General features: G+C 29.9%; 12 protein-coding genes and 1 pseudogene. All 13 read left to right on the top strand.

The window, feature by feature from the left end; translation table 11 throughout:
* The first annotated feature begins 868 nt into the window (after nucleotides 1-868).
* The 13 genes and pseudogenes from B3792_RS14060 to B3792_RS14000 all read left to right on the top strand — a co-directional run bounded on the left by B3792_RS14060 (nucleotide 869) and on the right by B3792_RS14000 (nucleotide 12,674).
* Complete coding sequence (locus B3792_RS14060; protein ID WP_291049423.1) at nucleotides 869-1,522, top strand: MarR family winged helix-turn-helix transcriptional regulator; 654 nt, start codon at nucleotides 869-871, stop codon at nucleotides 1,520-1,522.
* Between the two features lie 11 nt (nucleotides 1,523-1,533).
* Nucleotides 1,534-1,938 carry a hydroxyisourate hydrolase gene (gene uraH / locus B3792_RS14055; RefSeq protein ID WP_291049426.1) on the top strand — a complete coding sequence of 135 codons (405 nt, stop codon included), beginning with the start codon at nucleotides 1,534-1,536 and terminating at the stop codon, nucleotides 1,936-1,938.
* A 9-nt stretch (nucleotides 1,939-1,947) separates the two neighbouring features.
* Complete coding sequence (locus B3792_RS14050) at nucleotides 1,948-3,420, top strand: phytoene desaturase family protein (protein WP_291049429.1); 1,473 nt, start codon at nucleotides 1,948-1,950, stop codon at nucleotides 3,418-3,420.
* A 6-nt stretch (nucleotides 3,421-3,426) separates the two neighbouring features.
* On the top strand, nucleotides 3,427-4,263 hold the full coding sequence (locus B3792_RS14045; RefSeq protein WP_291049431.1) for a phytoene/squalene synthase family protein: 837 nt from the start codon (nucleotides 3,427-3,429) through the stop codon (nucleotides 4,261-4,263).
* Entirely contained in the window at nucleotides 4,260-4,718 is a 459-nt protein-coding gene (locus B3792_RS14040) for a hypothetical protein (RefSeq protein WP_291070017.1), read from the top strand. The genes B3792_RS14045 and B3792_RS14040 overlap by 4 nt, the downstream gene beginning before the upstream one ends.
* Before the next feature lie 3 nt (nucleotides 4,719-4,721).
* Entirely contained in the window at nucleotides 4,722-5,180 is a 459-nt protein-coding gene (locus tag B3792_RS14035) for an SRPBCC family protein (protein WP_291070015.1), read from the top strand.
* Nucleotides 5,181-5,184: 4 nt separating this feature from the next.
* On the top strand, nucleotides 5,185-5,643 hold the full coding sequence (locus tag B3792_RS14030; RefSeq protein WP_282630981.1) for a sterol desaturase family protein: 459 nt from the start codon (nucleotides 5,185-5,187) through the stop codon (nucleotides 5,641-5,643).
* Nucleotides 5,640-6,341, top strand: a complete 702-nt coding sequence (locus B3792_RS14025) for a lycopene cyclase domain-containing protein (protein WP_291070012.1) — start codon at nucleotides 5,640-5,642, stop codon at nucleotides 6,339-6,341. The genes B3792_RS14030 and B3792_RS14025 overlap by 4 nt, the downstream gene beginning before the upstream one ends.
* Complete coding sequence (locus B3792_RS14020; RefSeq protein WP_125350630.1) at nucleotides 6,331-6,888, top strand: lipocalin family protein; 558 nt, start codon at nucleotides 6,331-6,333, stop codon at nucleotides 6,886-6,888. The genes B3792_RS14025 and B3792_RS14020 overlap by 11 nt, the downstream gene beginning before the upstream one ends.
* Nucleotides 6,878-8,176, top strand: coding sequence for a cryptochrome/photolyase family protein (locus B3792_RS14015; RefSeq protein ID WP_291070010.1), 1,299 nt, complete (start codon nucleotides 6,878-6,880; stop codon nucleotides 8,174-8,176). The genes B3792_RS14020 and B3792_RS14015 overlap by 11 nt, the downstream gene beginning before the upstream one ends.
* Nucleotides 8,177-8,573: 397 nt before the next feature.
* Nucleotides 8,574-9,602: a ferrochelatase gene (gene hemH / locus B3792_RS14010; protein ID WP_280050373.1), complete on the top strand. Its 1,029-nt coding sequence runs from the start codon at nucleotides 8,574-8,576 to the stop codon at nucleotides 9,600-9,602.
* Between the two features lie 572 nt (nucleotides 9,603-10,174).
* A pseudogene (locus B3792_RS14195) lies at nucleotides 10,175-10,338 on the top strand (IS982 family transposase); the annotation flags it as partial.
* A gap of 212 nt (nucleotides 10,339-10,550) precedes the next feature.
* Nucleotides 10,551-12,674 carry a catalase gene (locus B3792_RS14000; RefSeq protein ID WP_291070008.1) on the top strand — a complete coding sequence of 708 codons (2,124 nt, stop codon included), beginning with the start codon at nucleotides 10,551-10,553 and terminating at the stop codon, nucleotides 12,672-12,674.
* The last annotated feature ends 232 nt before the right edge of the window (nucleotides 12,675-12,906 follow it).

Here is a 12,906-nt window from a genome sequence, read left to right as displayed (position 1 = left end):
CGAAGTCATGAAGTACGACATTGGCAGGCTTAGAATGACATCAATCAAATTGTTTTTAAATAAAAAACCAAATCGTCAAGCTGATTTGATTTCAGCTTCTTATTATCGTCAGTCAGAGTGGCGTTTGCAAAACGTTGTATCGAAGACTTAGACGATAAATAACGAATGACAAAACCCGTTGTTAAAAGTGAATTTGAATATTAAAAAAGAATGATAAAAATCCGACGATTTAGGATCGAAATGCAATTCAATTCTAAATTATTGGAATAAAAAAAGTTGAGGTGTCTGAACGAAGTGAGTTATCAACTTTATGGAAATAATTTATTTAGTTGAATCATTGAGAGACTACTGTCGGCATCTTTTTTGTTTCGTTTTTGTGTCAAGACTTCCCCGAAGGGTATATGAATTCATTTAAAAACAATTAGTAACTCATGAATAAAAATGAAAAGAAGAGATTCNNTCGTCAGTCAGAGTGGCGTTTGCAAAACGTTGTATCGAAGACTTAGACGATAAATAACGAATTATAAAAACCCAACGATTTAGAATCGAAATGACAACGAATTTGAATTAGAAAAGAGGATGAAGAAACCGGCATTAATACTCTCACGTTAAGAAAATGTTTGAATAACGTTAAAAAGGTTTTAGCCCGTAGCGTTTTTAAAATCTTTAGTGAAATGAGAATATTTTTAGTAGAGAGGTTTACAGCCAAGTCTTGCTTGTGACGAGTCTGCCGAAGTATTGATAAGTTAGAATTATACATATAAAATTACATTGTTTTTTAATAAGCTCGGATATTATTTTTAATATATAGTATAATAATATTCTTTATTTGTTTTAAAATAGTATATTTGTAAACTAAATATTGTATATGAATTTCCAATTAATCAAAGATGTAGTTGATTTAATAGAAGAGTTTGAAAAAGAAAATACGTGTAATGCTAATGCTTCTATTGATGATTTTAAAAAGTGGATTATTTTAAATAATCATCTAGAAAGTTCTTGTGATGTTCCTCATTGGATCGGAAAAGAGAAAATGAGATCGCCTGAAAGTGTTATAAGTACATTACTTGTTCATATGAATAGGTATGCGAAAAGTTATTCAAAATCTGCTATTATAGGATCGGATTTTTCATCTCAAGAAGATTTTATTTACTTAATCAATTTAAAGGCATTTGGGGAGATGACAAAAATGGATTTGATAAAGAAAAATGTGCATGAAAAACCAGTAGGGATGCAAATTATAAATCGATTAATTGCTAAAGGTTGGGTAGATCAAGCTTCATCTGAGCTGGATAAAAGAAGTAAAGTTATTCAAGTTAGTTCAGTAGGTTTAGAAGTTCTTGAAGAACAAATGGATAAAATTAGGCTTGCGACACAAATTGTAGCAGGTAATTTAACTTATGTTGAAAAAATGGAATTAATAAATCTACTTCATAAACTCGAAGAATTTCATCAAGCAATCTATGAAAAGAATTTTGAAACAGAATCTCTATTAAAAGAGGCTTACAAACATATTAATTAAATACAACTAGTATGAAAAAGAGTATATTTTTCTTTCTACTTATCTGTTGTTCGTTGTTTTGTTTTTCGCAAACGAAAACGTATCAATTGTCCAGCCATATTTTAGATAACTCTACAGGAGAACCTGCACCATCTGTTTCAGTTACATTAGAGAAAATGAATGTGGACAATTCGTGGACTAAGGTAAGTACACAAATAACAGATAAAGATGGTAGAATAGGGAATTTTTTACCTTATGGTCAGAATAATGACGGTGTTTATAAACTCGTATTTCATATTCAATCTTATTTTGATAGTAAAAAATTGCAAACATTTTATCCTTTTATCGAGATTGTTTTTCGTATTAAAGGGAATAAGCATTTTCATGTACCATTGACTGTATCTCCTTATGGTTATTCTACATATAAAGGAAGTTAAAAACGAGATATGAAAAAAAGAATAGCCATTATTGGATCTGGATTTTCTGGTTTATCAGCTGCTGCTTATACAGCAAAAGAAGGACATGAAGTACATGTATTTGAGAAACATAATCAGCCAGGCGGAAGAGCAAGACAATTAAAAACAGAAGAAGGTTATGTATTTGATATGGGACCTAGTTGGTATTGGATGCCAGATGTTATACAAGATTTCTTTGAGGATTTTGGTTATGCCACTTCTTCTTTTTTTGAATTGATATCGTTAAATCCTCAATTTGAGATGATTTTTTCTAACGAAAAATTAGATGTACCTGAAAATTTTGAAGCACTAAAAGAAACCTTCGAAAAAATAGAGAAAGGAGCTAGTTTTCAATTAGAAAACTTTATGAAATCTGCCAAATTTAAATATGAAGTAGGAATGAAGGATTTTGTACATAAACCTTGTACTAATTGGACTGAATTTGTATCTATTAAAATTGCTAAAAATGCTTTGAAATTGGATTTACTTTCTAATTTCAGAGCATATGTTGCACGATATTTTAAAGATAAGAAATTGAGAGCTTTGATGGAGTTCCCAGTTATATTTTTGGGCGCATCTCCTGAAAAGATTCCTGCATTGTATAGTTTGATGAATTATGGCGGTTATGTATTAGGTACTTATTATCCTAAAGGAGGTTTTTATCAGCTGGTATTAGCAATGAAAAAAGTAGCAGAAGAACAAGGGGCGCACTTTCATTTTAATTGTAATGTTGATAAAATAAATGTAAAAGATAAAAGTGTAAGTTCACTTGTAATAAATGGTGAAATCTATGAATTTGATGAAGTGATTGCTTCTTCTGATTATCATCATACAGAAACACTTTTGAACGCAGAATATAGAAATTATACGGCTGACTATTGGGAAGAAAGAACATTTGCTCCATCTTGTCTGATTTTTTATCTTGGTTTTAATGAAACTATTCCGCATTTAAAACATCATACACTATTCTTTGAGCATGAATTAGATCTACATATAGATAGCATATACGAAAAGAAAAGATGGCCTGAAAAACCTTTGTTTTATGCTTGTTGTCCATCAAAAACTGATCATTCTGTTGCACCAGAAGGGAAAGAAAATTTGTTTTTGCTAATGCCGATTGCAACAGGAATAGATGACAATGAATTTGTGCGTCAGAAGTATTTAATGGAAATGCTTTCACGATTAGAAAAGCATACAGGTGTTGTAGATTTGCAATCTAAAATTGACTTTAAAAGAAGTTATTGTGTCAAAGATTTTGTGTCAGATTATAATGCTTATGGTGGTAATGCTTATGGATTGGCTAATACACTTAATCAAACAGCAGTATTAAAACCTAAAATAAGAAATAAAAAGCTAAAAAATTTATTTTATACCGGTCAGTTAACTGTTCCTGGACCAGGAGTTCCTCCCTCTATTATATCCGGTAAAATAGTGGCCAATGAGATCAACAAAATAAAAAAGTAATTCTATATGAAACAATTATTTGATGAGCTTTCTTATTCGGTGAGTAAGATGACAACTCAAAAATATAGCACAAGTTTTTCTTTGGGTATTCTCGCTTTAAAACCTTCTATTCGATCAGCTATTTATGCGATTTATGGTTATGTAAGGTTGGCAGATGAAATCGTAGATAGTTTTCATGGATATAACAAAGAGAAGCTTTTAAAAAGATTGAGAAAAGAAACTTTATATGCATTAAATGAGAGGATATCGCTTAACCCCATCTTACAATCATTTCAAGAAACTGTAAATTATTATAAGATTGATAAAGAACTTATCGATCAATTTTTGAGTAGTATGGAAATGGACTTGCAACAAATAGAATATGACTCGGACTTATACAAAACCTATATTTTAGGTTCTGCTGAGGTAGTAGGACTCATGTGTTTACAGGTTTTTACAGATGGTAATAAAGATAAGTATGCAGAATTAAAACCTTATGCGATGAAATTGGGCTCTGCTTTTCAGAAAATTAATTTTCTTCGAGATTTGAAAGAGGATTATCATATTTTGGGAAGAACTTATTTTCCGAATGTGGATATAAGTGGTTTTGATAATAAGATAAAATACGCAATAGAAAAAGAAATAGAAGAAGAATTTGATGAAGCGTTGATTGGGATTAAAAAACTTCCAGCTTCTTCAATTTTTGGTGTTTATCTTGCTTACAAATATTATCTTTCTTTGTTTAAGAAGATCAAAAAAAAATCATCCAAAGAAATTTTAAATGGAAGAATTAGAATAGCTAATTCTGAAAAAGCTTTTGTTGCGTTTAAAAGTTACATAAGATATAAAGCTGCTTGGTTATGATTAAAATGTTAGGGTTTCTCATTGTGGGATTTTTAGGTTTTATAAATGACACTGAGGTAGTTCTTGAAGAGGTAAGGGCTAATTATTCTAAGTTATCTAATGACAAAGAATTATGTGTAAATGTAATAGCTGAATTAGACCGTATAAAAAATAAATCCGCTATTTATTTGGGTTATCTAGGAGCTGTACAAACGATCAATGCTAAACATGTGTCTCATCCATTAAATAAGCTTAAAACTTTTAATAAAGGTAAAAAGAATATAGAGGAGGCTATACGTATAGAACCTGAAAATTTAGAATTGAGGTTTATTAGATTATCAGTACAAAAAAACGCACCCTCATTTTTGAACTACTATTCAAAGGTTGAAGAAGATACGCAAATCTTATCGGAAAATAGGCATAAAATATCGTCTATAAATTTGCGTAGAAATATTGAAAAAATTTTAAACGAATAAGTGATGAAGTACCGTTTGTATAGAGAACAACAGCTGTATTGTGATATTGATACAGCTTGGCGATTTTTTTCTTCTCCAATGAATCTTTCGGAAATTACACCAAAAGATATGGTTTTTACAGTTTTGTCAGAAGATCAGGATCAGCCAATTTTTGAAGGTATGCTCATCGATTATAGTGTGTCACCACTATTGGGTATTCCTTTGAAATGGCAGACAAAGATTATTCAAGTAGATCCGCAGCAAAGCTTTACAGATTTTCAACAAAAAGGACCATATAAATATTGGAAACATTTTCATGAATTTATTCCCAATGAAAAGGGGATTTTAATGAAAGATACAGTAGAATATGAGCTTCCTTTTGGAGTTTTGGGAAATGTTGTTCATTCTCTTTTGGTGAAAAAAAAATTGAATAGAATATTTGATTATCGTCATCAAGTATTAAAGCAATTATTTAATACTTAGGTGTATGAATTTATTTTTAGTATTGCTAGTATTTGTACTTATGGAGCCTGTTACATGGTTTATTCATAAATATGTGATGCATGGATTTTTATGGTTTCTCCACAAAGATCATCATGATCATAGCCATAAAGGATCAGTTGAAAAAAACGATTATTTTTTTGTGATATTTGCGATTCCGACTATTGCTTTGATGTATTTTGGTTCGCTCAATAGTTATAATTACTTATTTTTTGTTGGGGTAGGAATTATGCTTTATGGTATGGCGTATTTTTTTGTGCATGATGTTTTTATTCATCAACGACTGAATTATTTTAAACGAATAAAGAATCCGTATTTTCTTGCTCTTCGTAGGGCTCATAAACAACATCATAAGCATCTAAATAAAGATAATGGAGAATGTTTTGGGTTTCTATATGTTCCTTTCAAGTATTTTAAAATGTACTTTAATTCTGCGCAAAAATGATGTCCTATACTTATATTTTGATTTTATTTTTTACAATAATTATTTGTTTCATATCATCCTTTGATTCTCGTATTCTTTTTCACCGTCATTTTGGAGCTTTTTTTAAGGCAGCACTTGTTGTAGCTGTTCCATTTATTGCATGGGATATTTGGTTTACAGCTAAAGGAGTGTGGTGGTTTAATACAGATTATACACTTGGTTTTTTTATAGGAGGTCTACCTTTAGAAGAATGGTTGTTTTTTATTTGTATACCATTTTCTTGCATATTTACTTATTTCTGCTTTGATAAATTTTTTAAATTAGATAGGCTTTCCTGTTTTAATAATCTGATTGTTTTTTTTAGTGTGATTGTTTGTTCAATTGTCGCTTTACTTTATTATGATAGAATTTATACCCTATTAACAGCTGTTATAACATTGGTTGTTTTACTGTACTTACACTTTGTTCGTTGTGTAAATTGGATAGGAAAAGCTTCGTTTGTTTTCACTATTCTTATGCTTGGTTTCTTTCCTGTAAATGGTATTCTAACAGGTACAGGATTAGAGTCGCCAATTGTAAATTATAATCCTGATGATTTTTTGGGAATCAGAATGGGAACTATACCAATAGAAGATGCTGTGTATGGATATACGCAATTTCTTTTAGTTCTCTATTTTTTTAAAAAATTTAAATCAAAATCTCATGAAAATGAAAAATAAAATACTATTGAAAACAGCTTGTATAGGATTGTTAATATTTTCCAATTCATGTTCCTCTATTCCTAAAAAGGCAGAAGCTGTTCGAAATTTTGAAGTTGATCGATATTTAGGTACTTGGTTTGAAATCGCTCGTTTAGATTTTCGTTTCGAGAAAAACTTGGATAATGTCTCCGCTAACTACACTTTTGATAAAAAAGGAAATCTGGTAGTTTCAAATAGCGGATTTAATAAGGATAAACAAGTATGGAAGCAAGCTATAGGTAAAGCAAAATTTAGAGACGGTAAGCAAATAGGAAAGCTAAAAGTAAGCTTCTTTGGACCTTTCTATGCTGGATATAACGTAATTGCTTTGGATGAAAACTATCAATATGCATTGGTTATAGGTAAAAATCTAAATTACTTATGGATTTTATCTAGGACGAAAGATATTCCAGATAATATTAAAACAAACTTTCTTGCATTAGCTTCAGAAATTGGTTATGATATATCCAATTTGATTTGGGTAGAACATAATCGAAATGATAATCCATTTTTAAATGAAAAATAAAATTTCCATTTTTTGGTTTCGAAGAGATCTTCGTTTAGAAGATAATGTTGGGCTGTACCACGCTCTTTCATCTGGAATTCCTGTGTTACCTATTTTTATTTTTGATGAAGATATTCTACGACAACTGGATGACAAGAAAGATAGGAGGGTGGATTATATTCATCAAGCGCTTCAAAATATTAATGATCAATTAAAATCCTTTGGGACAAGTCTCCATGTATATTATGGTGATCCTTTCAAAATTTTTCAGCAACTTTCTACAGAGTTTGCTATTCATTCTATATTTTGTAATCGTGATTATGAACCTTTGACAATTAAAAGAGATACTTCGATTTACAATTATTTTAAGTTATATAACATTTCGTTTAAAGCATTTAAAGATCAGGTAATTTTTGACAAGAAAGATATTTTAAAGAAAGATAGTTCTCCTTATACAGTATATACGCCGTATGCAAAAAAATGGAAACAAATTTTGAAAACAGAAGATTATAAATGTTATAAGCCTGATTACAGTAAATTTTTGAAAACAGAATTCAAAACGATTCTTTCACTGAAAGAAATTGGTTTTTTAAAAACATCAATTTTATTCAAACAGCCAAAGCTAGATAAGGAAATTATTCAAAATTACCATAAATATAGGGATCATCCTGCTTTACAATGTACGACCCAATTAGGTATAGCTCTTAGATTTGGAACGATTAGTGTACGAAAATGTGTTGCGTTAGCGATAGAGCTAAATGAAACATGGCTAAATGAATTAATTTGGAGAGAATTTTTTATGCAAATACTCTATCATTTTCCATATGTTGTTCACCAACCTTTTAAGGCAAAGTATAATGCTATTAAGTGGAGGAATAATGAGCAGGAATTTAAGCTATGGTGCGATGGGAAAACAGGTTATCCTATTGTAGATGCAGGAATGAGAGAGCTTAATCAAACTGGTTTTATGCATAATAGAGTAAGAATGATAACAGCAAGTTTTTTATGCAAACATCTACTCATAGATTGGCGTTGGGGAGAGGCTTATTTTGCATCAAAACTAAACGATTATGATTTGTCTGCAAATAATGGTAATTGGCAATGGGTTGCTGGATCAGGATGCGATGCGGCACCTTATTTCAGAGTCTTTAATCCAACTCTTCAGACAGAAAAATTTGATAAAGAATCTCTTTACATCAAAAAGTGGGTCTCAGAATTTGAAACTGATGATTATCCTTCTCCTATAGTTCCTCATAATTTTGCTCGAAACAGAGTTTTAAGCATTTTTAACGAAGCATTCAAGGAGTAAAATGAAAGAATAATAATGATTTAAAATATTAAACGATTATAATATATTTTTCCACATTTTCTGCTTTTGAAGAATTAATATCAAAACTTCACTACAAAGTATCTACATCCATACTGAAATTTCAAGCTGGATTCAATTAATCACCTTATTGTCTTTAGTAAAAGTGAGGTTTGTAAAAACTTTCTATCAAAGATTTAGATTAAAAATAATGAATAATAAAAACACTTATGGACAAGAGTATTTTGATTGTTATAAAAACAATTATAAATATTTCCGATTTGTAAATGTTGTAATGCATTAATATACAAATTTCATTTAAATTGTAAATAGAGTTGCATGTTTATACATTTTTTTAATTATTTATTAAAAAAAAATAGTAACCATAAAAGTAAATAAATTGAGTAAAAAAGGAATATTATTAGTTAATTTAGGATCACCTAAATCTACATCCGTAAATGACGTAAAAGAATATCTTGGAGAGTTTTTAATGGATGAAAGAGTTATTGACTATAATTGGATTCTAAGAACACTTTTAGTAAAAGGAATAATTCTAAATACAAGACCATCAAAATCCGCACAAGCTTATGAGAAAATTTGGACAGATGCGGGATCTCCTTTAATAGTCATTACTGAAAAAATAAAAAATAAATTACAAAATATTGTTGATATACCTGTTGAAATAGGAATGAGATATGCTGAACCTAGTATAGAAAATGGAATTTCTAAACTAGTTGAGAAAGGAGTCAATAAGATTGTACTATTTCCATTGTATCCTCAATATGCTATGAGTACAACAGAATCTGTAGTAGAGAAATCAGAAAAAGTAAGAAAAGAAAAATTTCCATTTGTTAAAATAAATTATGTGGAACCATTTTATAATAAAGATATATATATAGATTGTCTTGTTGAAAGTATAAAAGACAAGTTTTCGAATGATTTTGATGGGCTGTTATTTTCTTACCACGGTATCCCAGAAAGACATATTTATAAAACAGATCCTACAAGGACTTGTAATTTAAGTGACTGTTGTGATAGAGAATTTAATCCAAGTCATCAATTCTGTTATCGTCATCAATGTTTTGAGACAACAAAAAAAGTTATAGAAAAATTAAATTTATCTCGCGAAAAAACAATTGTTTCATTTCAATCTAGACTAGGAAAAGATAAATGGATTGAGCCATATACAGATTCTACTTTAAAAGTTTTACCATCAAAAGGAATAAAAAAATTGGCAGTTGTTTGCCCTGCATTTGTATCTGATTGTTTGGAAACTCTAGAGGAAATAGCAATGGAAGGAAAAGAAATATTTATTGATAATGGGGGAGAAGCTTATGAGTATATTTCATGTCTAAATGATAATGATTCATGGATACATGTAATCAAAACTTTATGTGAAGAAAAAATAGATGATTTTTATTTATTATAATCTTAAACATTTAACAATTATAGATTAAATTCAAATATTCTACATAGACTTTTAATTGTTAAAAGTGATTCTATCAGTTATTAGTATGCTATTAAGCTAATAGATCTAAATTTTGCATATAAGATTCTTAAAATGTTTTTAAAAGATTAGCTATTTACAGAGAAGTGTATATAAATCAAAAATATTAATATAAGAATGGTTCTGTTATAAAGGATTTATAATAGAACCATTTTCATTTTTTACAAAACAATTGCTAAGCGCAAAGCGAAAGAAATTTATATATCAAATTGGTATATAGTTTCAAGAACAATGTTTATTATTGTTGTTCTTATAGTTTGTTATTTACTTCTGGCAAAATGGAATGGGAGAAACTATAATGCAGGGTTATTATTGTTGTATTTCATCACTTCGTAGACAATAAATATAATTATTTTAGTATTGATTTCAGTATTTCATATGGAGTTTTTCCTTTAAATGATCCATGTGATCTATTGAAATTTAGCTGGTGTTTTCCAGGGGATTGATATCAATCCCGCATCTGTTTATGATATTCATTTTTTGAATGATATAAATCTCAACTATGCGATCAGTTTATGATTAGACGCAATTATGCAACGACTTTTGAAAGGTTTAAAACCAGAATTCCAGCTAAAATTACTACACTAATAGTGATTCAGTACATTAATAAAATTACTTTAATTGAAATATTAAAAATCTAAAAACTCAAATTATTTAAAATTCACAAGGGGTTATTTAAATAGTTTATTGTTTTTATAAAGGTGCTTTTTTATCATTTTAAGAAAAAAATGGCACTCTAATTGATTTATGTCATAATAAATTTATGTATAATATAAATAAATAACAATAAAGCTATAAGTTTTGTGTTGATTTTATTTTTTCTTATTACGTTCTATTCGTCAATTCTAATTCATTAATTAATATTAGCATATGAAAAAATCAAAAAAATCAGACCTTAAATCAGAACAAATGAGTCAATTTACAATTGATAATTCGAATCAAAAATTGACGACTAATGATGGTGTGTCTATCTATGATAATAATAACACCTTAAAAGTTGGAGATAGAGGGCCTTCTCTACAACAAGACCATATCTTTTTTGATAAAATGGCTCATTTCGATCGAGAGCGTATTCCCGAACGAGTAGTTCATGCACGTGGAAGTGGTGCACATGGAATATTAGAGATTCATGAAGATATATCTGAATTTACCCATGCGAAATTTTTACAAAAGGGGATAAGTACACCTCTTTTTACTAGATTTTCAACAGTTGCAGGCTTCAAAGGTTCTACTGATTTAGCTAGAGACGTAAGAGGTTTTTCAGTTAAATTTTATACAGAAGATGGTAATTTTGACCTTGTAGGTAATAATATTCCTGTATTTTTTATACAAGATGCTATGAATTTTCCTGATTTAGTACATGCTGTTAAGCCAGAGCCAGATAAAGAAATTCCCCAAGCTGCTTCAGCGCACGATACGTTTTGGGATTTTATTTCATTAATGCCTGAATCTGCACATATGATAATGTGGGCGATGTCTGACCGAGCAATTCCTCGAAGCCTTAGAATGATGGAGGGGTTTGGTGTACATACATTTAAATTGATTAATGAGAAAGGTAAAGCAACTTTTGTTAAATTCCATTGGAAACCTAAATTAGGAGTGCATTCTGTTGCGTGGAATGAAGCTCAAAAAATATCAGGATTTAATTCTGACTTTCACCGTCTAGATCTATGGGAAGCTATTGATGAAGGAAATTTTCCGCAGTGGGATTTAGGTGTTCAGCTAATTCCTGAAGAAGATGAATTAAAATATTCTTTTGATATCTTGGATGCTACGAAATTGGTTCCAGAAGAATTAGTTCCTGTAAAAATCATTGGAACGATGACCCTTAACCGCAATCCCGACAATTTTTTTGCTGAAACTGAACAAGTGGCTTTTGACCCTGGAAGAATTATCCCAGGTATTGATTTATCTGATGATCCTTTATTGCAAGGTCGTATTTTTTCGTATATGGATACACAGAATTATAGATTAGGTGGAGCAAATTTCCATGAAATACCTATTAATAGATCATTAAACCAAAAGCATAATAATCAAAAAGATGGAACAGGGAGAATTGATATACTGAAAGGAGGTGTAAGTTATTTTCCTAACAGCAAAGCTTCTGGTTGCCCATATCATGCAATGTTAAAGGGAGAGGAAGGTTTTCAATCTCATGAACAAAAGGTAGAAGGGAAGAAAGTAAGGGCTAGATCTGATTCTTTTGCTGATCATTTCTCGCAAGCAACTTTGTTTTTTAATTCTCAATCCAAACCAGAGAAACAACATATTATAGATGCTTTTAGTTTTGAATTGAGTAAGGTTTCTGATCCAAAAATTAGAGAGAGGCAAGTTGCTATACTTTATCAAATTGATAAAACTTTAGCGCAAAAAGTAGGAGATAGTCTTGGTATTATCCCTCCAAAAAAGTTGGATGAGCTGACATTAAGTTTTGCAAGGCAAAATCATCCCAATTATCCTCTGAAGCCTAAAAAACAAGAAATAAATTCATCTGATGCACTGAGTATGAAAGTAAAAGAAGGTGAAGGGATTATTAAAACCAGAAAAGTAGCCTTTTTAGTAGATAATGGTGTTTCTAAAAAAAGTGTAGATCAATTAAAAAAAGCATTGGAAAAAGAGGGAGCTCAAGCGGTATTAATTTCATCTAAAGTTGGAGAGCTAACTTATGAAGAAGGAAGTAAAGAAAAGATTTCCCATAGTTATCTTACAGATCCATCTGTTTGTTATGATGCAGTGTTTACACCATCAGGCAAATCAATAGAATCTTTAAAATTGAATTCAGATTACTATGAATTTATCAATGATTCTTACAGACATTGTAAAATATTAGCATTTGCAAAAGGAGCAGGTTCGTTAATGGATAATTCATTTGTTAAACTTGATAGAGGAGTGATTTTAGAAGATGAAAATGAGAATTGGATTGCGGATTTTATTCAAGTAATGAAATTACATCGTATTTGGGACCGTGAAGAAGAAAGGAAGGTTCCTTCATAATAAAATGTTTAACGTGATGTAAATATAAAATTTAGACGAATGATATTACAACTTAGTCCTACAATACTTGTTGATACCCCTATTGGTAGAGGTCATACTATTTTTTAATTGATTATGGTATGCATCAAAATTCGTGTTGGGTTGTAACGATGGAAAAAAATGGCATTGTAAAACATTTTGATAGCAATGACATTATAGTTTGTACAAATTTTACTTTTCATATCAATGAGGA

Source organism: Empedobacter sp. UBA5924 (assembly GCF_002431085.1).
GTDB classification, from domain to species: domain Bacteria; phylum Bacteroidota; class Bacteroidia; order Flavobacteriales; family Weeksellaceae; genus Empedobacter; species Empedobacter falsenii_B.
Note: the sequence above shows the minus strand (reverse complement) of the source record. Positions and strands in the feature narration are given on the sequence as shown.

Coding starts and splice junctions, on each gene's coding strand:
- B3792_RS14060 (WP_291049423.1), top strand. CDS start 869: ATGAATTTCCAATTAATCAAAGATGTAGTTGATTTAATAGAAGAGTTT.
- uraH (WP_291049426.1), top strand. CDS start 1,534: ATGAAAAAGAGTATATTTTTCTTTCTACTTATCTGTTGTTCGTTGTTT.
- B3792_RS14050 (WP_291049429.1), top strand. CDS start 1,948: ATGAAAAAAAGAATAGCCATTATTGGATCTGGATTTTCTGGTTTATCA.
- B3792_RS14045 (WP_291049431.1), top strand. CDS start 3,427: ATGAAACAATTATTTGATGAGCTTTCTTATTCGGTGAGTAAGATGACA.
- B3792_RS14040 (WP_291070017.1), top strand. CDS start 4,260: ATGATTAAAATGTTAGGGTTTCTCATTGTGGGATTTTTAGGTTTTATA.
- B3792_RS14035 (WP_291070015.1), top strand. CDS start 4,722: ATGAAGTACCGTTTGTATAGAGAACAACAGCTGTATTGTGATATTGAT.
- B3792_RS14030 (WP_282630981.1), top strand. CDS start 5,185: ATGAATTTATTTTTAGTATTGCTAGTATTTGTACTTATGGAGCCTGTT.
- B3792_RS14025 (WP_291070012.1), top strand. CDS start 5,640: ATGATGTCCTATACTTATATTTTGATTTTATTTTTTACAATAATTATT.
- B3792_RS14020 (WP_125350630.1), top strand. CDS start 6,331: ATGAAAAATAAAATACTATTGAAAACAGCTTGTATAGGATTGTTAATA.
- B3792_RS14015 (WP_291070010.1), top strand. CDS start 6,878: ATGAAAAATAAAATTTCCATTTTTTGGTTTCGAAGAGATCTTCGTTTA.
- B3792_RS14000 (WP_291070008.1), top strand. CDS start 10,551: ATGAAAAAATCAAAAAAATCAGACCTTAAATCAGAACAAATGAGTCAA.